This is a genomic window from Streptomyces sp. 1331.2, assembly GCF_900199205.1.
Taxonomy (GTDB): domain Bacteria; phylum Actinomycetota; class Actinomycetes; order Streptomycetales; family Streptomycetaceae; genus Kitasatospora.
Genome location: NZ_OBMJ01000001.1, coordinates 4,478,262 through 4,500,226 on the forward strand (window position 1 = coordinate 4,478,262; position 21,965 = coordinate 4,500,226).

15 protein-coding genes and 1 pseudogene are annotated in these 21,965 nt (G+C 74.8%); 11 read left to right on the top strand and 5 right to left on the bottom strand.

Annotation, left to right across the window (positions count from 1 at the left end):
• Positions 1-37: 37 nt before the first annotated feature.
• The 4 genes and pseudogenes from CRP52_RS19220 (at position 38) to CRP52_RS40825 (ending at position 5,608) form a co-directional block, all read left to right on the top strand.
• Entirely contained in the window at positions 38-1,777 is a 1,740-nt protein-coding gene (locus CRP52_RS19220) for a hypothetical protein (RefSeq protein WP_097237522.1), read from the top strand.
• Between the two features lie 1,019 nt (positions 1,778-2,796).
• Entirely contained in the window at positions 2,797-4,392 is a 1,596-nt protein-coding gene (gene guaA, locus CRP52_RS19225; RefSeq protein ID WP_097237523.1) for a glutamine-hydrolyzing GMP synthase, read from the top strand.
• 196 nt (positions 4,393-4,588) lie between these two features.
• Positions 4,589-5,116 (top strand): annotated as a pseudogene (locus CRP52_RS40820) (DoxX family membrane protein); the annotation flags it as partial.
• 207 nt (positions 5,117-5,323) lie between these two features.
• On the top strand, positions 5,324-5,608 hold the full coding sequence (locus CRP52_RS40825; RefSeq protein ID WP_257033090.1) for a ubiquinol-cytochrome c reductase iron-sulfur subunit: 285 nt from the start codon (positions 5,324-5,326) through the stop codon (positions 5,606-5,608).
• Positions 5,609-5,628: 20 nt separating this feature from the next.
• Here CRP52_RS40825 and CRP52_RS19235 read toward each other — a convergent pair whose 3' ends face one another.
• A complete protein-coding gene (locus CRP52_RS19235; RefSeq protein WP_097237524.1) occupies positions 5,629-5,856 on the bottom strand; it encodes a hypothetical protein in 228 nt (75 codons plus the stop codon).
• Positions 5,853-7,262, bottom strand: coding sequence for a PspC domain-containing protein (locus CRP52_RS19240; protein WP_179852851.1), 1,410 nt, complete (start codon positions 7,260-7,262; stop codon positions 5,853-5,855). Before CRP52_RS19240 ends, CRP52_RS19235 begins: the two co-directional genes overlap by 4 nt.
• Positions 7,263-7,525: 263 nt before the next feature.
• Between CRP52_RS19240 and CRP52_RS19245 the strand changes: the two genes are divergently transcribed.
• From CRP52_RS19245 to pcrA, 3 genes are all read left to right on the top strand, one after another.
• Entirely contained in the window at positions 7,526-8,857 is a 1,332-nt protein-coding gene (locus CRP52_RS19245; protein WP_097240189.1) for an ATP-binding protein, read from the top strand.
• Entirely contained in the window at positions 8,850-9,527 is a 678-nt protein-coding gene (locus CRP52_RS19250) for a LuxR C-terminal-related transcriptional regulator (protein ID WP_097237526.1), read from the top strand. The genes CRP52_RS19245 and CRP52_RS19250 overlap by 8 nt, the downstream gene beginning before the upstream one ends.
• A gap of 100 nt (positions 9,528-9,627) precedes the next feature.
• A complete protein-coding gene (gene pcrA / locus CRP52_RS19255) occupies positions 9,628-12,267 on the top strand; it encodes a DNA helicase PcrA (RefSeq protein ID WP_179852852.1) in 2,640 nt (879 codons plus the stop codon).
• 47 nt (positions 12,268-12,314) lie between these two features.
• Here pcrA and CRP52_RS40545 read toward each other — a convergent pair whose 3' ends face one another.
• Positions 12,315-13,118 carry a M23 family metallopeptidase gene (locus CRP52_RS40545; RefSeq protein WP_097237528.1) on the bottom strand — a complete coding sequence of 268 codons (804 nt, stop codon included), beginning with the start codon at positions 13,116-13,118 and terminating at the stop codon, positions 12,315-12,317.
• Between the two features lie 338 nt (positions 13,119-13,456).
• Between CRP52_RS40545 and CRP52_RS19265 the strand changes: the two genes are divergently transcribed.
• On the top strand, positions 13,457-13,861 hold the full coding sequence (locus tag CRP52_RS19265) for a cobalamin B12-binding domain-containing protein (RefSeq protein WP_030059180.1): 405 nt from the start codon (positions 13,457-13,459) through the stop codon (positions 13,859-13,861).
• A 101-nt stretch (positions 13,862-13,962) separates the two neighbouring features.
• Here CRP52_RS19265 and CRP52_RS19270 read toward each other — a convergent pair whose 3' ends face one another.
• Together CRP52_RS19270 and CRP52_RS19275 are read right to left on the bottom strand one after the other, a co-directional pair.
• Complete coding sequence (locus tag CRP52_RS19270; RefSeq protein WP_097237529.1) at positions 13,963-15,573, bottom strand: DUF5691 domain-containing protein; 1,611 nt, start codon at positions 15,571-15,573, stop codon at positions 13,963-13,965.
• A gap of 11 nt (positions 15,574-15,584) precedes the next feature.
• Entirely contained in the window at positions 15,585-16,886 is a 1,302-nt protein-coding gene (locus CRP52_RS19275) for an SWIM zinc finger family protein (protein ID WP_097237530.1), read from the bottom strand.
• A gap of 178 nt (positions 16,887-17,064) precedes the next feature.
• Here CRP52_RS19275 and CRP52_RS19280 point away from each other — a divergent pair, with 178 nt between their 5' ends.
• From CRP52_RS19280 to CRP52_RS19290, 3 genes are all read left to right on the top strand, one after another.
• The gene (locus CRP52_RS19280) at positions 17,065-18,147 is read left to right on the top strand and encodes an ATP-binding protein (protein ID WP_097237531.1); all 1,083 of its coding nucleotides are present in this window, start codon (positions 17,065-17,067) and stop codon (positions 18,145-18,147) included.
• The gene (locus CRP52_RS19285) at positions 18,144-20,519 is read left to right on the top strand and encodes a DUF5682 family protein (protein ID WP_097237532.1); all 2,376 of its coding nucleotides are present in this window, start codon (positions 18,144-18,146) and stop codon (positions 20,517-20,519) included. The genes CRP52_RS19280 and CRP52_RS19285 overlap by 4 nt, the downstream gene beginning before the upstream one ends.
• A 106-nt stretch (positions 20,520-20,625) precedes the next feature.
• Positions 20,626-21,807 (top strand): VWA domain-containing protein, encoded by a 1,182-nt coding sequence (locus tag CRP52_RS19290; protein ID WP_097237533.1) that lies wholly within the window; start codon positions 20,626-20,628, stop codon positions 21,805-21,807.
• Positions 21,808-21,965 lie beyond the last annotated feature (158 nt).

The following is a 21,965-nucleotide window of genomic DNA, read 5'->3' on the forward strand; positions in this document are numbered from 1 at the left end:
TCCACCGTCGGTCGCGGCTCCGGCACCGCCGGGTACGGTGCCGCCGCCGCCGGCGGGTGCGCCTGCTGCGCCGGGGTACGGGCCGTCTGCCGCGCCGCCCGTCGCGCCCGGGTACGGCCCGCCGCCGGGCGCCCCGCCCGTTCCGCCCGCGCTGGGCAGCTGGGGTGCCGGAAAGCCGTACGACCAGCAGCCGCCCGTCCAGCGCCTGCTCACCGGGCCGGACTGGCGCCCGGCGCTCAAGGCGGCGCTCGCGCCGACCGCCGTCCTGCTGGCGGCGGCGCTGATCGCGGCCGTCCCGAGCGGTTACCAGTACGACTACCGGTTCCAGTCGCCCGAGTTCGGGGACCGCTTCGGCGGGATGCTCTCGATGGTGCTGAGTGCGCTCGGTGCCCCGTTCAAGATCGGCTACCAGAGCCCGCTGAGCCGGGGCCACGCCGATCGGCTGGACCTCGTCCTGCGGGCGGTGCCGATGACCGTCACCGTCCTGTGGTGCCTGGCGCTCTGGTTCGGCCTGCGGGCCGGGCTGCGCCGGCGCAAGGCGGTGGCGGGCCAGCTCACCCGGGGCCAGGCCGCCGGCGAGGCGCTGCGCACCGCCGTGGTCCTCGCGGGGGTGACCACGGTGCTCTGGGCGGTCGGCGGCACCACCTGGCGGCCGCGCGGCGACTACGACGTCCCCGACTACACCGGCGGCACCGGCCAGAGCCTGTCCCGGCCCTCGGTCACCGCGGGCGCCGGCTGGCTGGAGACCGTCGGCTGGACCCTCCTGCTGGCCGGGCTGCTGGCCTTCGCCGTGTACGGCACCGACGCACTGCGCTGGGCCGCCTGGCGCAGCCGGTCGGTGCGCGGCTGGGCGGTGGCCGCGCTGGCCGCGGGCCGGGCGCTGGCGGTGACGGTGGGCCTGTCCTCGGTGGTGGGCTTCGTCCTGGTCGCGGCCAACGGCGACAGCGGCTCGGAGACCGGGATCTCGCTGGCCTTCCTGCCCAACCTCGGCCTCAACCTGCTCGGCTTCGGCTCGGGGGCGACCCTCCGGGCCCACGACGGCGTGACCGGCGGCGAGACGTCCTGGCGCAACCGGGGCGAGGACCTTGACCTCTCCTTCTTCGACCTGCACGACACGGTGAGCGCGGACTGGCGCTGGGCCGGTCTGCTGGCGCTGTTCGCGGCGGGCGCGCTCGGCTGGACGGCGTACCGGCGGCAGCTGGACGCGGCCGACCGGCTGCGGCTGGCGGCGGTGTACGCCGGGGTGCTCACCCTGCTGATGGCGGCGGCCGGGGCGATGCTGACCCGGACCTCGTCCATGGCGGGCTGGAGCCCGACCTCCGACCTGGAGGTGAGCCAGGAGAACTCGGTCGGGCTGACCTTCCTCAGCGTCCTGGCGGCCAACGCGGTCTGGGCGGCGGCCGGCGCGCTGCTGGTGCCGCCGCTGCTGGCGTCCGTCCGCGGCGGGGGTGCGGGCCAGATGCTGTACGACGCTCCGAGCGGCGGGGCTCCGTACGCGGCGGTGCCGCCGGAGGTGCCGTACGGGCCGACGCCGCCGCCCGGCGTTCCGGCATACGGCGTCCCGGCCCAGGGCGGCGTCCCGGCCCACGGCGGCGTCCCGCCGCAGGCCGCCGGGCCGCAGGACGTGACGCCCGTCCCCACGAGCGGGGTGAGCGAGGTGATCGGCTCGCAGGAGGTGCCGCCCGCCCCCGCCGCCGGGACGGCGGCCCCGGCCGAGACGCCGCGGGCGCCGGCCGAGGACCCGGTCGACCCGAGCGTGTGGCGCGAGCACCCCTGAGCGAAGCACCGGAGAGCCGGGCGTGGAAGCCGGGCGTTGGAATCCGGGCGCGCCCCGGAAAGGGCAAAGGGCCCCGCGGGGGAACGGGGCCCTTTGTCGCTCAGCACTCGGCGTCAGGGCCGCGCCGGTGCTGGGGTGACGGCGCCGGGGGAGGAGCGCCGTCGTGTCGGTTGGCTTCGGGGTGCGCGCTCGCGGCTCCGGCGTGGGTGGCCGGCGGAGCGGGGCGCGCGGGCCCGTGGTGCGGCGGACAGCGGTAGGTCTGCGCCGGTTCCGCGCTCACGGAGCGTGAAGTGAAAATCGCTGTCGCCTCCCCTGCGCGGCGACTGCGGAGCATCGCGGGCGGCCTCCTCGGTGAGCCGTCAGGTCGCCGGGAGAACCGCTTACAAGGAGCATCGTGCTGGACGAGGGGCTTGCTCTGCAACCGATTCGGCACAGTTCGGCACAGGCCATTTGCTGCCACCCAGGCCGCGCATGATCACGGTGTGTAGTGGTTCGCGTGGTTGCAGCGCACGGGGACGCGCGTAGCGGCGCGGGACGGATGGGGAGTGCGCCCGGGGTGTGCCCCGGCGCGGGCCGGGGGTGCGACGGCCGGTCCCGGGCGTCCCCGAAGTCCGGCCGTCCCACCTCTCGGCCCAGTCGCGGCCGGGTTCGCTGTCCCCTGCTGGCCGGCCGCCGCACCCGCGCACGGTCCCACGGAGCCGCGCTCCCGGCGGGCCGGGCGGCGGCGCCACGTGCGCCGGTGGACTGGTGTGTAGCTCCACGCGTGGTCCTGCAAGCCGTACGGCGGTGGCCCCGCGGGGGTCGGGCGGCGCGTCTGGCGGACGCGGCGCGGCCGTACGGTCGTCAGAAGCAACGAACCGCGGCCCCGCCCGGTCACGGTCCTTTGGACGTGCAGACGAGTGAAACCGGACAGCCCGGTAGAATCGGTGTCCAGACACCCCACACCCGTCCGCTGCCGCAGCCCCCGCCGGGGAGGCGGCTCCGCGCGACACCTCGATACCGCTGCCGGAAGGCCGTCTGTGTCCTCTGCAATTCCCGTCCAGTCCGCGCCGGACAACGACACCGTCCTGGTGGTCGACTTCGGCGCCCAGTACGCCCAGCTCATCGCCCGTCGGGTGCGTGAGGCGCGGGTCTACAGCGAGATCGTGCCGAGCAGCATGCCGGTCGCCGAGATGCTCGCCAAGAACCCGAAGGCGATCATCCTCTCCGGCGGCCCGTCGTCGGTCTACGAAGAGGGCGCGCCGCAGCTCGACCGTGCGATCTTCGAGGCCGGTGTCCCGGTCTTCGGCATGTGCTACGGCTTCCAGCTGATGGCCAAGACCCTCGGCGGCACGGTGGACAACACCGGTGCCCGCGAGTACGGCCGTACCCCCCTGGTCGTCTCCCGCACCGGCTCCACCCTGTTCGAGGGTGTCCCCGCGCAGCACTCGGTGTGGATGTCGCACGGCGACGCCTGCTCCGCCGCGCCGGAGGGCTTCACCGTCACCGCCTCCACCGACGTGGTCCCGGTCGCGGCCTTCGAGAACGACGAGGCCCGCCTCTACGGCGTCCAGTACCACCCCGAGGTGCTGCACTCCGACCACGGCCAGCAGATCCTGGAGCACTTCCTCTACCGCGGCGCCGGCATCGCCCCGACCTGGACCACCGGCAGCGTGGTCGAGGAGCAGATCGCCCTGATCCGCGAGCAGGTCGGCACCAAGCGCGCGATCTGCGGCCTGTCCGGCGGCGTGGACTCCGCGGTCGCGGCCGCCCTGGTCAACAAGGCCATCGGCGACCGGCTGACCTGCGTGTACGTCGACCACGGCCTGATGCGCAAGGGCGAGACCGAGCAGGTCGAGAAGGACTTCGTGGCCGCCACCGGCGTGCAGCTGAAGGTCGTCGACGCCGCCGACCGCTTCCTGGACGCGCTGAAGGGGGTCACCGACCCCGAGGAGAAGCGCAAGATCATCGGCCGCGAGTTCATCCGGGTCTTCGAGCAGGCCCAGGCCGAGATCATCGCCGAGGCCGGCGAGCACGGCGAGTCGGTCGACTTCCTGGTCCAGGGCACCCTGTACCCGGACGTCGTGGAGTCGGGCGGCGGCACCGGCACCGCCAACATCAAGTCCCACCACAACGTCGGCGGCCTGCCCGAGGACCTGCAGTTCCAGCTGGTCGAGCCGCTGCGCAAGCTGTTCAAGGACGAGGTCCGGATGGTCGGCCAGGAGCTCGGCCTGCCGGAGGAGATCGTCCAGCGCCAGCCGTTCCCCGGCCCGGGCCTGGGCATCCGGATCGTCGGCGAGGTCACCAAGGAGCGCCTGGACCTGCTCCGCGAGGCCGACGCGATCGCCCGCGAGGAGCTGACCGCGGCCGGCCTGGACCGCGAGATCTGGCAGTGCCCGGTCGTGCTGCTCGCCGACGTGCGCAGCGTGGGCGTGCAGGGCGACGGCCGCACCTACGGTCACCCGATCGTGCTGCGTCCGGTCTCCTCCGAGGACGCCATGACCGCCGACTGGTCGCGCCTGCCGTACGACGTGCTGGCCAAGATCTCCACCCGGATCACCAACGAGGTCCGCGACGTGAACCGCGTCGTCGTCGACGTCACCAGCAAGCCGCCGGGCACCATCGAGTGGGAGTAGGCACTCCCGCCGGTCCCTGACCGGAGCCTGAACGCCCGCGCCGTCGTTCCCGTACTGGAGGGAGCGGCGGCGCGGGCGTTCGTGGTGCGGGTGTGCCGACCGCCGGGTGGGACCTCCCACCGAAAGACATCAGGAACGGGCAGAATGCGGACCGGACCTGTCAGGAAGTGGCAGGCCGAGAGGGAAGGTGTGCGGGATGTCGGAGGCCAGCAACGCGGTGCCGGCCGGCGGGGGAGCGCCCGGCCGGGCCGAACGGGCGGTGCAGCGACGGTCGATCGCGTCCAGGTACGCGCTGCTCCCGCTGCGGCTCTTCCTCGGCGTCACCTTCGTCTACGCCGCCCTCGACAAGCTCTCGGACGCGCACTTCCTGGCCGGGGCCGGCGACCCGGCCTCCTTCGTCTCGCAGACCCAGGCGGCCAAGGCCGGCGGCAGCCCGATCTCCTTCCTGCTCGGCCCCGCCCTCGACCACCCGACGCTGTTCGCGCTCGCCGTCGCCTTCGGCGAGCTGGCGGTCGGCCTCGGCACCCTGCTCGGCCTCTGGGGCCGGGTCGCCGCGCTCGGCGGCGCCCTCCTCAACCTCAGCCTCTGGCTCACCGTCAGCTGGAGCGTCGCGCCGTACTACCTCGGCAACGACCTCGCCTACCTGATGGCCTGGATCCCGCTGGTGCTGGCCGGCACCCCGTACCTGTCGGTGGACGGCTACCTCGCCCGCCGGGCCGGGCGGGACCGCGAGCGCGGGCTCGGCGAGGACCAGGTCAAGCGCCGGGCGCTGGTGGACGGCGGGATCGCGGCCGTCGCGATCGGCGGCGCGGGGCTGCTCACCGGCTCGCTGACCCGTACCTTCGGCCGGGGCAAGCAGGCCGCGCCCAAGCAGTCGGCCGCCCCGGTCTCCGCCGCCCCGGCGCAGGCCCCCACGGTGCCCGCCGCGAGCGTGCCGGTCGGCGGATCGGCCCAGGTCAAGGACCCGGCCACCGGGGACGCCGTCTACATCGTGCAGCCCAAGGCCGGCCAGTACTGCGGCCTCTCCTCGGTGTGCACCCACTCCGGCTGCGCGGTGGACGCCCCCAAGAACGGCCAGCTGTACTGCCCCTGCCACGGCTCCCGGTTCGACGCCGCCACCGGCGCGGTGGTCAACGGGCCGGCGGTCAAGCCGCTGCCGAAGTACGCCGTCACCAAGGACGGGGACAAGCTGACCCTGGGCCCGCAGCAGAGCTGAGGCCAGGGGGCTTCCGGGGGCTACTCCTCGTCGACGCCGTAGTCCTCGCGGTCCGGGCGGCCGCGTCGGGCCACCGCCGCGACCGCGCCGGCCAGGCCGCCGGCGCCGAGCACGATGAAGGTGACCGGGATGACGATCCGTCCGTTCACCGACTGGTCGTTGAGCGCCGCGACGAGGTAGAGCAGGGCGAGCACGGTGAACAGTGCGCCCGCGATCAGCGAGAACAGGTCGAGCCGGTGCTTCCTCACTGCTGGACCACCTTGATGTTGCCGAGCCCGATGCCGAGTTCGAGGGTGAGCGTGCCCTTGGCGGCCTGGCCGTCGGCCGGGCCGATCAGATAGGTGTGGCGGCCGGTGCTGTTGCTGCGGTCGCCGGGGACGTCGATGTCGCCGAGGCCGACCCGTGCGGTCAGGTCCACCGTCACGTCGGCCGGCACGATGACGGTCATCTCGCCCGCGCCGAGGTCGACCTTGGTGGCGAGGGTGCCCCCGGCCGGGTCGAGCCGAGCCAGGTCGAGCTTGATGTCGCCGGCGCCGAGGTTGTAGCGGTCGTGCAGGTCGGCGGCCGTGGTGACGGTCCAGTCGCGCTCACCGACGGCGTTCCGCATGGCGTCCGGCGAGTGGCCGACGAAGGCCAGCGCCAGCGAGAGCAGCAGGCCGGTCACCACGAGCCTGCGGGCCCGGCCGAACTTCGCGCCCACCAGCAGGGTCAGACCGATCACCAGCAGGGCGGTGGCCAGCACCGTCGCGCCCGCCACGGTGGGGTTGCCGTGGTGGCCGGACTGCACGGCCCAGACCGCGGAGGCCGCGCCGATCGCCAGCAGGAAGCCGAAGAAGCCGAGCGCCGAGCGCTCCCGGGGGCGGCGCACCGCGGCGGGCTCGGGGCGGCGCTTCGCGCGCTCCTTGCGCAGCGGGTCGCCCTCGGGCAGGTCGGTGCGCTGCCACCACGGCTGGGCCGGGCCGCCCACCGGCGGCACCGGGGTGCCGAGCGGAGGGGTGGGAGTCGCGGAGCCCGCGCCGTACGGGTTGCGCTCGGGGTGGCGCGGATCCCACAGGTAGCCGCTCGCGCCGGGGGCCGTCCCGGCGGCCGGCTGCGCGGGGTGCTCGGCGGCGGCCGTCTCGCCCCGGGCCGGCCGCGGCCAGGCGTAGCCCCCGGACTCGGGGAAGTGACGGTCGTACGGGCCGCCGTGCCGGCGTCCGCGGCCCCGGCCGCGGCGCCGCTCCGGGTCGTAACGCACCGCCAGGAAGACCAGGGCGGCGAGCAGCAGCAGCGGGAACATCTGGTCGCCGTTGCCCATCGAGGAGAAGAACACCCCGGTGCCGATCACGGTCAGCAGCACCGCGCCGATCGACTGGCCGTCCACCCGGCCGGTGAGCACCCGCTGCAGCTCGGTGCGCCCGCCGCGGCCCTTGGACTCGTCGTCGGTCGGGACGATCAGCCAGGCCAGGCCGTACAGGAACAGGCCGAGGCCGCCGGAGAGGCAGAGCACCACGGTGACCACCCGGAAGACCACCGGGTCGATGTCCAGGTGCCGGCCGAGGCCGCCGCAGACGCCGGCCACCACGCGGTGGTGCTCGGCCCTGGTCAGTGGCGGGCGTTCCGGCTCCGGCGGGGCGGCGGGCCCGGCCTCCTCGATGCGCTGGTCCTCGGTCATGGGCACCATCCTTCCGGCAGGTGCCGGTCCGGCCCAACCGGGAGCACCCCTGCCCGTACCCTGAGTTGTCCCTGATACGGGCAAGGGACACACCCTGATGCGCCCGCAGGGGCGCGCGTGGAACCATCGGTGGCGTGGCAGCCCCCGGTACCGATCCCCGAACCATCGCCCCCGACGCCGCGCAGTCGGCCGGCGCCGACCCCGGCGCGCCCGACGGCGGCAAGCCGCCCTATCGCCGGCTCTACCGCAGCCCGCAGGGGCGGATGCTCGGCGGCGTCGCGCACGGCCTGGCGGTGCACCTCGGGCTGCCGGTGCTGTGGGTGCGGCTCGCCTTCGTCCTGCTGTTCTTCGCGCAGGGGATCGGCGCGCTGCTGTACGCCGCGTTCTGGTTCGTGGTGCCGATCGGCATCGGCGAGCCCTCGGCGCGCGGCGGCGCCCAGTGGATGTACGTCAACGGCGTGTTCGTCCCGGCCGCGCCCGGGCTGCAGGGCGGCCTGCTGAGCAAGGCCCCCGCCGGCGGCTGGCTCGGCCGACTGCGCCGGCTGCTCCAGCACACCCTGCAGGGCGAGCCGACGACGGCGCCCGCCGAGGGGACGGAGGCGGTGCCGGCCGCCAAGGGCGGGCAGGGCGGCCTCGGCCAGCTCGCCGCGCTCGTCATGGTCGTGATCGGCCTGATCGCCCTGCTCAACGTGCTCGGCTGGCAGACCGCCAAGCCGTACACCTGGCCGCTGCTGGCCATCGGCGTCGGCGTCGCGCTGGTCTGGCGGCAGGCCGACGACTCGCGCTGGCAGCGCTGGTTCGGCATCGAGGAGGGCGAGAAGCGGCGCGGCGCCTACACCCGGGTCGGCGCCGGTGTGCTGCTCGCGGTGGTCGGCACCATCGCGCTGCTCGCCATGCAGGGCAGCGGCTCCACGATCGGCTCGGTCGTCGAGGCCTCGCTCGCGGTGCTCGCCGGGGTGCTGGTGCTGCTCGGCCCGTACGGACTGAGGCTCTGGCAGGACCTGGGCGCCGAGCGCACCGCCCGCATCCGCGCCCAGGAGCGGGCCGAGATCGCCGCCCACATCCATGACTCCGTGCTGCACACCCTGACCCTGATCCAGCGCCGGGCCGAGGACCCCAAGGAGGTGCTGCGGCTGGCCCGCTCGCAGGAGCGCGAGCTGCGGCTCTGGCTGTACCGCCCGGAGGCCGCCGCCGAGGCCGCGCCGGACACCATGGCGGAGACCCTGCGCGCCGCCGTCGCGGAGGTCGAGGACCGGCACGGCGTCCAGGTCGAACTGGTCATCGTCGGCGACTGCCCGATGGACGAGAAGATCGCGGCACAGATGCAGGCCGCGAGGGAGGCGACCGTCAACGCGGCCAAGTACGGTGGCGGGGGACCGGTCCAGGTCTACGCCGAGGTGGAGGGGAGGACGGTGTCGGTGTTCGTCCGCGACCACGGGCCCGGCTTCGACCCGGACACGGTGCCGGAGGACCGGATGGGCGTACGGGAGTCGATCATCGGCCGGATGAAGCGCAACGGCGGCACCGCTCGGGTGCGGCCGGCGGCGGGCGGCGGTACCGAGGTCGAGCTGGAGATGGAGAGAACTGATGACTGAGGCAGCGCCGGAGCGTACTGCGCGGGTCGTGCTGGTGGACGACCACCGGATGTTCCGGACGGGGGTACGGGCCGAGATCGGCCGCACCGAGGTGACCGGCATCGACGTGGTCGGCGAGGCCGACGACGTCGACTCGGCGGTCCGGGTCGTCGCCGAGACCAGGCCGGACGTGGTGCTCCTCGACGTCCATCTGCCCGGCGGCGGCGGCGTCGAGGTGCTGCGCCGCTCGGCCGGGCTGATGGGCGAGCAGGGAGGGGTGAAGTTCCTGGCGCTGTCGGTGTCGGACGCCGCCGAGGACGTCATCGGCGTCATCCGCGGCGGCGCCCGCGGCTACGTCACCAAGACCATCACCGGCACCGACCTGGTGAACGCGGTCTTCCGCATCGCCGACGGCGACGCGGTCTTCTCGCCCCGGCTGGCCGGCTTCGTCCTCGACGCCTTCGCCGCCACCGACACCCCACCGGTCGACGAGGACCTGGACCGCCTCACCCAGCGCGAGCGCGAGGTCCTGCGCCTGATCGCCCGCGGCTACGCCTACAAGGAGATCGCCAAGCAGCTCTTCATTTCGGTGAAGACCGTCGAGAGCCACGTCTCCGCCGTCCTGCGCAAGCTCCAGCTCAGCAACCGCCACGAGCTCACCCGCTGGGCCACCGCCCGCCGCCTGGTCTGAGCCCCGCGGCGTCCGGGCGTGTCCTGGTATCGCACCGCCCGGTCCGGGTTCTCCGGGCCGGGCGGGGTTGTCGGTGGGTGGCCATAGACTCGTCATTGCCATGAGTAGCCTCTTTGACGACCTCCCGCTCCCCGGTTTCGAGGCACCCGCCGCCGGGTCGAAGCAGCCCGCCGTGCCCGTCGACGCCGTCGACGAGGAGCCCCCGCCGTACGAGGACGACCTCCCGTACGACGCGTACGAGGAGGCGATTCCGGAGGGGCTGTTCCACACCGCGGCTTTCGATCAGCCGGGGGGCGCCGCCGAGGCGGAGCGGGACGCCTGGTACCGCAACGGCGCCGCCCGGACGGTGATCGACCCGGCGCAGCTGCTGGAGGGGATGAACGACCCGCAGCGCGAGGCGGTGCTGCACGCGGGCTCGCCGCTGCTGATCGTGGCCGGCGCCGGCTCGGGCAAGACCCGGGTGCTGACCCACCGGATCGCGTACCTGCTGGGCGCCCGCGGGGTGCAGCCGGGGGAGATCCTGGCGATCACCTTCACCAACAAGGCGGCCGGCGAGATGCGCGAGCGCGTCGAGTCGCTGGTCGGCCCGCGCGCCCGGGCCATGTGGGTGTCCACCTTCCACAGCGCCTGCGTGCGGATCCTGCGCCGCGAGTCCAAGCAGCTGGGCTTCACCTCCAGCTTCTCGATCTACGACTCCGCCGACTCGCAGCGGCTGATGTCGCTGGTCTGCCGGGACCTCGACCTGGACCCGAAGCAGTTCCCGCCGAAGTCCTTCATGGCGAAGATCAGCAACCTCAAGAACGAGCTGATCGACGAGGAGACCTTCGCCGACCAGGCCGCCAACCCGATGGAGAAGAAGCTCGCCGAGGCGTACGCGCTGTACCAGCGGCGGCTGCGCGAGGCCAACGCGCTGGACTTCGACGACATCATCATGACGACGGTGAACCTGCTGCAGGCCTTCCCCGACGTCGCCGAGCACTACCGGCGCCGGTTCCGGCACATCCTGGTCGACGAGTACCAGGACACCAACCACGCCCAGTACATGCTGGTCCGCGAGCTCAGCGGCGGGTCCGTCGCCGCCGCGCCCAAGCGCACCGCGGACGGGGACTTCGTGAACCCGGCCGCCGCGCACCTCGCCGAGGTGCCGCCGGCCGAGCTGTGCGTGGTCGGTGACGCGGACCAGTCGATCTACGCCTTCCGCGGCGCGACGATCCGCAACATCCTCCAGTTCGAGGAGGACTACCCGAACGCGACCACGATCCTGCTGGAGCAGAACTACCGCTCCACCCAGACGATCCTGAGCGCCGCCAACGCCGTCATCGAGCGCAACGCCAACCGCCGCGAGAAGAAGCTCTGGACGGCGGGGGACCACGGCGAGAAGGTCGTCGGCTACGTCGCGGACGACGAGCACGGCGAGGCGCAGTTCATCGCCGACGAGATCGACCGGCTCACCGACAAGGGCGAGGCCAAGCCCGGCGACGTCGCGATCTTCTACCGGACGAACGCCCAGTCCCGCGTGTTCGAGGAGGTGTTCATCCGGGTCGGCCTGCCGTACAAGGTGGTCGGCGGGGTGCGCTTCTACGAGCGCAAGGAGGTCCGGGACGTCCTGGCGTACCTGCGGGTGCTCTCCAACCCGGAGGACACCGTGCCGCTGCGCCGGATCCTCAACGTGCCCAAGCGCGGCATCGGCGAGCGGGCCGAGGCGATGATCGACGCGCTGGCCGCGCGGGAGCGGATCTCCTTCGCCCAGGCGCTGGTGCGGGTGGACGAGGCGTACGGGATGGCCGCGCGCTCGGCCAACGCCGTGAAGAAGTTCAACACCCTGATGGCCGGGCTGCGCCAGGTGGTCGAGTCGGGCGCGGGCCCGGCGGCCGTGCTGGAGGCCGTCCTGGAGGAGACCGGCTACCTGGCCGAGCTCCAGGCCTCCACCGACCCGCAGGACGAGACCCGGGTGGAGAACCTGCAGGAGCTCGCCTCCGTCGCCCTCGAATACGAGCAGGACCCGGGCGAGCGGCCGGACGCCGGGGAGGAGGGCACCCCGCCGGTCGGCTCGCTGGCCGACTTCCTGGAGCGGGTCGCGCTGGTCGCGGACTCGGACCAGATCCCGGACGAGGACGAGGAGGGGCAGGGCGTCATCACGATGATGACCCTGCACACCGCCAAGGGCCTGGAGTTCCCGGTGGTCTTCCTGACCGGCATGGAGGACGGGATCTTCCCGCACATGCGGGCGCTCAACCAGGTCAAGGAGCTGGAGGAGGAGCGCCGGCTCGCGTACGTCGGGCTCACCCGGGCCCGCGAGCGGCTGTACCTGACCCGCTCGGTACTGCGCAGCGCCTGGGGGCAGCCGGCGTACAACCCGGCCTCGCGGTTCCTGGAGGAGATCCCGGAGACGCTGGTGGAGTGGAAGCGCACGGGGGCGGCGCAGGCGCCGGTCCAGCGCGGCTACTCCTCGGGCTCCTCGTGGGGCAAGTCCTCCTCCGGGGGCGGGAGTTCGCGGTCCTCGTCGTCCGCCGCCGCCCCGAAGGCGGGCTGGGGGCAGTCCGCGCGGCGCGGCGGCAGGGTCGTGGAGCGCGAGGCCGTCTCGCTCGCGGTCGGCGACCGGGTCACCCACGACAGCTTCGGCCTGGGCACGGTGGTGGCCGTGACGGGCGTGGGCGACCGGGCGCAGGCCACCGTCGACTTCGGCGCGGACGGGCGCAAGCAGCTGCTGCTGCGCTACGCGCCCGTCGAGAAGCTGTAGTTCCGGCTCCGGACTCGCGGAAGCTGCGGTCGGTCCTAGGGCCTGCCCTAGCGCGGGTCCAGGCCGTTGGAGAGGAACCACGGCAGCGGGTCGACCGGCCCGCTGCCGTTGGCGGGCCGGATCTCGAAGTGCAGGTGCGGCCCGGTGCTGTTGCCGCTGCTGCCGACGAAGGCGATCACGTCGCCCTGCTTCACCGGCCCCTTGCGGACCTTGTACGCCCGCAGGTGGCAGTACCAGGCCTCGGTGCCGTCGGGCATCTTGAGTATCGACATGTAGCCGTAGAACGGGTTCCACTGGGTGCGGATCGTGCCGTCGGTGACGGCCATGACCTGGGTGCCGCCGTCCACCGGGAAGTCGATGCCGGTGTGGCGGTTGGCCCAGTGGGTGCCGGCCTCGCCGAACAGTTCGCCGAGGCCGTGCTGGGCGACCGGCATGACCACCTTGGGCTTGACCGGCTCGGGCGTCGGCTCGGCGGTGGGCTGCGCGGCCGGGGCATCGGTGGGCTGGGCGCCGGCCAGCGGCTGGCGGGCGTCGCCGCGCGAGGCCTGGGCCTGGCCGCCGGCCGTCGCCACCTGCTGGGCCGCCGCCCTGGCGGCCGTGTCGTCCGGGGCGGCGGCGGACTGCGGCGACACCCGTCCGGCGGCCTCGGCCCGCTGCTGGTCGGCCTCCCCCTGCACGGTGATCGCCGCCGCGGCGGCGACCCCGAGCGCGGCCACCGACGGCAGCGCGACCCGCAGCAGCGCCGTCCGGGTGGCGGCCTTGGCGGCGCCGCGGCGCTGGGCGCGGGACTGCTCACGGGCGGCGAGGCGCAGCTCCGCGCGGGTCGGACGGGCGGCTGCTTCGGGAGCCATCGGGGGCTGCCTCCTCGGTGGGCCTCGGGCGCGTCGTCGGGCGAGGGGAAGGGCGAGGGGAAAACTGCCGTGACTGTAGCCGCAAGGCGGACGCCCCGGAAAAACCGCCGGTTGTCAAGGGGTCGGCCGGGCGGTCTGTGCGCCGGTCGCGGGAAGGAACGGGTCTACCCGCCGGTAGCAAGGCCTGGAGCTGTGACTTTGCCCTCCTCTTGGGAGGCGGAACGGTCAAGCGGGCCGGGTGGCGCTAACCTCCCCTCAGGTTGGTTATTGACCGTTAACCGCGCCCGTGGCCCACAAGGCCTGGCCGGGTGGTGGACGACGACGTCCAGGAGGCAGTGATGAGTGTGTCGGGGCCGATCCGTGTGGTGGTCGCCAAGCCGGGGCTCGACGGTCACGACCGTGGCGCCAAGGTCATTGCGCGTGCCCTGCGCGACGCCGGTATGGAGGTCATCTACACCGGACTGCACCAGACGCCCGAGCAGGTCGTGGACACCGCGATCCAGGAGGACGCGGACGGCATCGGACTGTCGATCCTCTCCGGTGCCCACATGACGCTCTGCGCGCGGGTGCTGGAGCTGCTGAAGGAGCGCGACGCGGAGGACATCAAGGTCTTCTGCGGCGGGATCATCCCGGACGAGGACATCGCCGAGCTCAAGGCGATGGGCGTCGCGGACATCTTCACCCCGGGCACGCCGACCCGGGACGTGGTCGCCTGGGTCGAGGCCAACCTCCGGGCGAGCTGACTTTCGGGCGAGCCGACTTTCGGTACGGCGGCGCGGGCCGGTCCCTCGGGGGCCGGCCCGCTCCGCCGCATCCGGTGGCATCCCGCAGTGCCGTCAGCCTGTCAGCCCGTCGGCTCCGCCAGCTCCGCGAGCATCGCGGCCCGGAAGCGCAGGGTGCCGGCGAGCCGCCCGAAGGTCTCCGCCCAGGCGGAGTCCGGGGCGGCCTCGGCGGCCAGCTCCGCCACCGCGGCGGCCGTCTCCGGGGCGAGCGCGCGTTCCGTCATCCCGAGCACCCCGCTGTGGCTCCACGGGTACGCGCCGGAGGCGGCGGCCCGGGCCAGCGCCGTCACCACGGCGGTGGACAGCGGCGGAGTCCACGGGGTGGTGCAGGCGCCGAGCAGCTGGAAGGCCTCGCCCAGCCCGTGCACCTCGATGAAGGCGGCCGTCCAGGCGGCCCGTTCCTCGGGCGGGAGGACGGCCAGCAGCTTGGCCGGGGCGCCGGTGGCGCGCGGGGCGCGGGCCCGGCCGGCGCCGCGGGTGGGCGGCACCGGGGCCGGGCCGAGCAGCGCCCGCGCCCAGTCGGCGTCGTGCTGGCGGACGGCGGCGCGGGCCCAGGCCTCCCGCAGGTCGTCGGCCCAGCTGCTGCTGGTCTCGTCGATGCTGTCGCCGACCCGCAGGGAGAGCAGCTCCTCGGGGGTCAGCCCGGTGCTCTCCGGCCAGAGCGAGAGCGGCGCGGCGGCCACCAGCTCGCCGAACCACCAGGCCCGTTCGCCGCGCCCGGTGGGTGACTTGGGGGCGATCCCGTCGCGCTGCATGGCGGCGTCGCACTCGGTGGGCGGGGTGACCAGCAGGTGTGTGCCCGCCTCGGCGAGGCGGACGGCGGCCTGCGCCCGCTCGGCCATCCGGCGGGCCAGCGCGGAGCCGGGCAGGGTGGAGAGCAGTTCGGCGGCGGTGGCGCGGACGTTCTTGCTGCGGTCGCCGAGGGCGGCCTCCAGGAACGGCTCGTCGGCGGGGGAGAGGCCGTCCTGGAGGGCGTCCAGGAAGAGCAGGCGGTCCTCGGCGCGCTCGGTGGACCAGGTGCTCCGCAGCAGCTCCAGGCCGGCGGCCGGGTCACTGCGGCGCAGCAGGGTGAGGTGGGTGACGCGCTCGGCGAACAGGCCCTCGTGCCACAGGTGGTGGTCGGTGGGGGCGTCCGGCCGCTGCGCCGCCTCCTGGGTGGTGGTGCGCAGGACGAACCGCCAGTCGGGGTTCTGCTCGGCCAGCCAGCGGCCCAGCGGACCGGCCAACGCCACGGCGTCGCTGCGCAGTTCGCTGCGGGCGCGGGCCGCGTCGAGCAGGCCGGGTATCAGTGCGGCGGGCGGCCGCAGGCCCCGGGCGCGGGCGGTGGCGAGCCACTGCGGCAGCAGCTCGGCCAGGTTGGCCAGGGTGCCGCCGCCGCTGCCGCCGGCCCGGCCGGCCAGCAGGACGGCCAGTCGGCGGGTGGCCGGCTCGGGCAGCTCCGGGCGGGTGTCCTCGGGCGCGGCCGGGCCGGGCGGTCCGGCGGCCGGTACGGGCAGCGCGCCGGCCCGACGGCGGACGGTGGCGAGGGCGGCCAGCTCCAGCAGCGCGGTGGCCGGGTCGGTGCGGTCCACGGCCTCGGCGAACGGCAGGGCGGTGGCCGGGAGCGGGCGGCGCTCGGTGCCGAGCAGGGCGCTGGTCTGCAGGGGCTCCCACGGATCCTGGGTGGTCGTCATTCTCGGTGCTCCTAAGCAGTGGTGAGGCCGACCGGTCGGTGGCCCTCGGGCCAGGCGGTGACCGGGGCGAAGCCCTGGTGGCCGTACTCGCCGAAGACCGTCAGCGGGCGCCCGGTGGAGACGGCGGCCAGCCGCCACAGCGCCGCCTCCGGGACGGTCGAGGTGCGGATCGGCACGGTGTGGTGGCCGTCCGTCAGGTACCAGCCGTCCGGGGTGCGGACCGGGACGACGTCGGCGAGGACGGCGGGCCAGCTCTCCAGCCACGGGTCGTCGGCGACGGCGGTGCCGTAAGCGGCCACGGCCTCGGCGACGGTGAGCCCGGCGGGCGGGGCGGCCGGCCCGGCCTCGGGGGCGCCGTAGCGGTCGCCGAGCTGGGCGCGCAGCGGTCGGGCGCCGGGGTGGTAGGCGAGTTCGGCCTCCAGCAGGTGGCCGGTGGGCAGGGCGATGTCGGGGGCCTGGCCGGGGCGGCCGAAGGCGAGCAGCAGGGCCGGGCGGCCGGTCTTGGCTCCGCGCAGCCAGACCCGGCGGGTGGTGAGCCGGTCGTCCGCCGTGTCGCGGCTGCCGAGCACCAGCCAGCGGTCGCGCACGGTCGGGCCGGCCAGCACCTCGGCGGAGTCCTGGGTGTAGCCGATCCGGGTGCGGACGGTCGCGGCCAGTTCGGGCGGCAGCTCGTCGACCCGGGTGGCGGCGGTGGCGAGCAGGTGGAGCATCGCGTACTCCTCCAGCAGCCGCTCCTGCGGCGTGGTATCCAACTCCCTCACCCGAGTGGCCAGTCCGGGAGCCTGTGCGTCGACCATCCGGGCGGCGACCTCCTCCCAGGGGCCGGCAGTGGACTGGTCGGCCAGGCCGTGCCGGATCCGGTCGGCGAGGCGCAGCCGCAGTTCGGCGGCGCCGGCCGCGACCCGGGCGCCGCGCCGCTCGGCCCGGCGGCGGGCGGCCTCCGGATCGGGCGGCGGGAGCGTCTTCCGCCTCTCGGTGCGCTCCTGGCGGCCCTTGAGCCAGTCGGCCGCCCAGTCGGCGGGTTCGGCGGCCGGGACGGCCTCCGGCGTGCCGCTCCACAGCAGGAGGAGCCCGAGCGCGTGCTTGCACGGGAACTTCCGGCTGGGGCAGCTGCACTGGTAGGCGGGCGTGGCGAGTTCGACCACGGTGCGGTACGGCGTACGGCCGCTGCCCTCGCACTCGCCCCACACCGCGGTGCCGTCGGTGCCGGTGCCGGACCACGGTGCGGGCGCGGAGAGCTTGCCCGCGGCCTTCTGCGATGAGGCGTCAGGTGCCAGGGACAGGACGTGTTCGGTGCTCCAGCGTTCCTCCATGCGACCGACCGTAGGCGGCGGCACTGACATCGGCTGACTGTCCGTCCGGCGGCCGGCGGCCGATGTCAGTGGCTCGGTGCAGGGTGGTTCCCACAGGCCGGGACGCCGACCTGGCTCCCCCCGATCACCCTGCCGCCAGGGCACCCGTGCCCCCGGCGGCCGACCCGAAGGAGCCCCCATGACCGACGTTCTGCGGCAGCACGCCGAGGACGCCTTCGCCGGTGAACTGGCCGCGCTGGCCGCGCAGGACGACCGTCCGCGCCCGGAGCGCTGGAAGCTCTCGCCGTGGGCCGTGGCGACGTACCTGCTCGGCGGCGAACTGGCCGACGGCACCCGGATCACCCCCAAGTACATCGGCCCCCGCCGGGTGGTCGAGGTCGCCGTGACGACCCTGGCGACGGACCGTGCGCTGCTGCTGCTCGGGGTGCCCGGCACCGCGAAGACCTGGGTGTCCGAGCACCTGGCGGCCGCGATCAGCGGCGACTCGACGATGCTGGTGCAGGGCACCGCCGGAACGCCCGAGGAGGCCGTCCGGTACGGCTGGAACTACGCCCAGCTGCTCACCAACGGCCCCAGCCGGGACGCCCTGGTGCCCTCGCCGCTGATGCGGGCGATGGCCGACGGCAAGATCGCCCGGGTGGAGGAGCTGACCCGCATCCCGGCCGACGTGCAGGACAGTCTGATCACCATCCTGTCCGAGAAGACGCTCCCGGTACCGGAGTTGGGCTCCGAGACGCAGGCCGTGCGCGGCTTCAACGTGATCGCCACCGCCAACGACCGCGACCGCGGCGTCAACGAGCTGTCCAGCGCGCTGCGCCGCCGCTTCAACACCGTGGTGCTGCCGCTGCCGGGCTCGCTGGAGGAGGAGGTCGAGATCGTCACCCGCCGGGTCGGCCAGCTCGGCCGCTCCCTGGAACTGCCCGAACTGCCGGGCGGCGCCGAGGAGATCAGGCGGGTGGTGACCGTCTTCCGCGAGCTGCGGGCCGGGATCACCACGGACGGCCGGACGAAGGTCAAGACCCCGAGCGGCACCCTGTCCACGGCCGAGGCGATCTCGGTGGTGACCAACGGCATGGCCCTGGCCACCCACTTCGGCGACGGCGTGCTGCGCGCCGGGGACGTCACGGCCGGCATCCTCGGCGCGGTCGTCCGTGACCCGGTGGCGGACCAGGCCGTCTGGCGCGAGTACGTCGAAGGGGTGGTGCGCGAGCGCGACGGCTGGAAGGACTTCTACCGGGCCGCCCGCGAGGTGACGGCATGACCGAGGCTGAGGTCGCCCTCCTCGGCATCCGCCACCACGGCCCCGGCTCGGCCCGGGCGGTGGCCGCCGCCCTGGCGCAGTGGAAGCCGGACGCAGTGCTGGTCGAGGGCCCGCCGGAGGCCGACGGCATCGTCCGTCTGGCCGCCGAGAAGGACCTGGTGCCGCCGGTCGCGCTGCTCGCCCACGCGGTGGACGACCCGGCGAAGGCCGCCTTCTGGCCGTACGCCGAGTTCTCCCCGGAGTGGGTGGCGATCCGCCACGCCGTGGAGCACGACCTGCCGGTCCGCTTCATCGACCTGCCCGCGGCCCACGGCTTCGCGGCCGTCCCCGGCGGGGACGCTCCCGACGGGACAACCGGCCCGGACGACGCCGACGCGCCGCCCGCCGACCCGCTGGCGCTGCTCGCCGAGGCGGCCGGGCACGACGACCCGGAGCGCTGGTGGGAGGACGTGGTCGAGCACCGCGCGCCCGGCACCGACGCGCTGGCGCCGTTCGCCGCCGTCGCCGACGCCATGGGCGCCCTGCGCGCCGAGGGCCTTGCCGAGTCCCGCCGGGACCTGCTGCGCGAGGCGTACATGCGCCAGCAGATCCGCGCCGCCCGCCGCGCCGGGCACCGCCGGATCGCCGTGGTCTGCGGGGCCTTCCACGTCCCCGCGCTGGAGCGGATGCCCACCGTCGCGCACGACCGGGCGCTGCTCGCCGGGCTGCCGAAGAAGGTGCGGACGGACATCACCTGGGTGCCGTGGACGCACCGCCGGCTCGCCCAGTCCACCGGGTACGGCGCGGGCGTGCAGTCGCCCGGCTGGTACCACCACCTGTTCACCACCGACGGCGATCCGGTGCCGCGCTGGCTCACCCGGGCGGCCGACCTCCTGCGGGCCGAGGACCACCCGGTCTCCTCCGCGCACGTCATCGAGGCGGTCCGGCTCGCCGAGGCCCTGGCCGTCCTGCGCGGCCGCCCGCTCGCCGGGCTGACCGAGACCCTGGACGCCGTCCGCGCGGTGCTCTGCGAGGGTTCCGACGTCGCCCTGGAGCTCGTCCGGGACCGCCTGGTGGTCGGCGACGAGCTGGGCGAGGTCCCGGACGCGGCGCCGGCCGTGCCGCTGCAGCGCGACCTCACCCGGCTGCAGCGCTCGCTGCGCCTCAAGCCCGAGGCCGCACCGAAGGACGTCGACCTGGACCTGCGCAAGGAGACCGACGCGGCCCGCTCCCGGCTGCTGCACCGGCTGCGGCTGCTGGGCGTGGACTGGGGCGTGCCGGTCCGCTCCTCGGTCAACTCGACCGGGACGTTCCGGGAGAGCTGGCGGCTGTGCTGGCAGCCGGAGTTCGCGGTGCGGATCGCCGAGGCCGCCCAGTGGGGCACCACGGTCGAGGAGGCGGCCGGCGGCAAGGCGGTCGGTGCCGCCCGCGCCGCCGTCGAACTCGCCGAGCTGACCGGCCTGGTGGAGACCTGCCTGCTGGCCGGGCTGTCCGACGCGCTGCCCGCCGTGATGCGGGTGCTCGCCGACTGCGCGGCCCTGGACACCGACGTCGCGCACCTGGCCGGCGCGCTGCCCGCGCTGGTCCGCGCGCTGCGCTACGGCGACGTGCGCGGCACCGACCACGGCGCGCTCGCCGAGGCGGCGGCGGGCCTGGCCGAGCGGGTCTGCGTCGGACTGCCGCCCGCCTGCGTCGGGCTGGACGCCGAGAGCGCGGCGGCGATGCGCGGCCGCCTGGACGAGGTGCACGGCGCGATCGGCCTGCTGACCGCCGCTGGCACGGCCGAACCCGGGACGGCTGCCGGGACCACTGAACCGACGCCTGCCGAACCCGCAGAACCCGCACCGGCTGACGCCGGTCTGGCCGGGCGCTGGGCCGCCGCCCTGCGCTCGCTGGCCCTGCGCGAGCCGTCCGGCGGACCGGCCACCGGCGCCCCCGGCCTGCTCCGCGGCCGGGCCGTCCGCCTGCTGCTGGACGACGGCCGGCTCGACTCCGAGGAGGCCGGCCGCCGGCTGCGACTGGTCCTGTCCGTCGCCAACGCCCCGGCGGACGCGGCCGGCTGGGTCGAGGGCTTCCTCACCGGCGGCGGCGCCCTGCTGCTGCACGACCCCCGACTGCTGGCCCTGCTCGACGAGTGGCTGACCGGGGTGAGCGGCGAGGTCTTCACCGACGTCCTGCCCCTGCTGCGCCGCACCTTCGCCGGGCTGGAGGCGGGCGTGCGCACCGGCATCGGCAGCCGGGTCGCGGCCGGCCCGCTCGACGCGCCCCCGGCGGAGCCCGCCCCGGCGGGCGAGCTGGACCGGGCCCGGGCCGACGCCGCCGCCCCCGTGGTGGCCCTGCTGCTCGGCGTCCGCCCGACGATCCCCAGACAGGCCACCGGCCGCAACACCTGACCCCGAACCGGCCGCAACACCTGCCCCCCGGGCGGACCCCTGCTCCCCGGGCGGACCCCTGTCCCCGGACCGACCCCTGCTCCCTGACCCCCTGAAGGAGGACGAGATGGCAGCGCCCACGACCGACGAACGGCTGCGCCGCTGGCGCCTGGTGCTCGGCGGCGAGGCCGACGGCACCGGCTGCACCCTGCGCGGCCGGGACGCCGCGATGGACGGCGCCCTCGCCGCGCTCTACCGGGGCGCGCCCGAGGAGGGCGCCCGGGCCTCCCGCGGCGGCCGGCGCAGCGCCGGGCTGGGCGGCTCGGCCCCGCAGGTGGCCCGCTGGCTGGGCGACATCCGCGAGTACTTCCCGTCCACGGTCGTCCAGCTGATGCAGCAGGACGCGATCGCCCGGCTCGGCCTGGACCGGCTGCTGCTGGAGCCGGAGATGCTGGAGGCCGTCGAACCGGACGTCCACCTGGTCGGCACCCTGCTCTCGCTCAAGCACGCGCTGCCCGAGACCACCCGGGAGACCGCCCGCGCCGTGGTCGGCAAGGTCGTCGCCGACCTGGAGCGCCGGCTCGCCGACAAGACCCGGGCCACCCTCGGCGGCGCCCTCGACCGCAGCGCCAAGGTCAACCGGCCCCGGCACCGCGACATCGACTGGGACCGGACGATCCGGGCCAACCTGAGGAACTACCTGCCCGAGCACGGCACGGTCGTCCCCGAGCGGCTGGTCGGCTACGCCCGCGCCCAGCGGGCCGTGAAGAAGGACGTCATCCTCTGCATCGACCAGTCCGGTTCGATGGCGCCCTCGGTCGTGCACTCGGCGGTCTTCGGCGCGGTGCTCGCCTCGATGCGCAGCCTGGACACCCGGCTGGTCGTCTTCGACACCTCGGTGGTCGACCTCACCGAGCAGCTCACCGACCCGGTGGACGTCCTGTTCGCCACCCAGCTCGGCGGCGGCACCGACATCAACCGCGCGCTCGCCTACTGCCAGTCGAAGATCACCCGCCCGTCCGAGACCGTCGTGGTGCTGATCAGCGACCTGTACGAGGGCGGGATCCGGGACGGCATGCTCAGGCGGGTCGCCGCGATGAAGGCGGCGGGCGTCCAGTTCATCGCCCTGCTCGCGCTCTCCGACGAGGGTGCGCCCGCCTACGACCACGCGCACGCCGCCGCCCTGGCCGCCCTGGGCGCGCCGGCCTTCGCCTGCACCCCGGACGCCTTCCCCGGGATCATGGCGGCGGCCATCGAGAAGCGTCCGATCCCGCAGCACCTGGTCAAGGGGGCGGAGCAGGGGGTGTGACGGTCTCACCCGGAAGGCTCAATTCACCCGATCGGCGGATCGGACGTTCGCCCCGAGGCCACGGGCATTCTGTGACGGTTCTCACCCCGGACGGGCAGGCCCCGGGCGGAACAGGCCCGTCCCACGGGGATAACCTGCCAGACGGACGTGACGCGCGT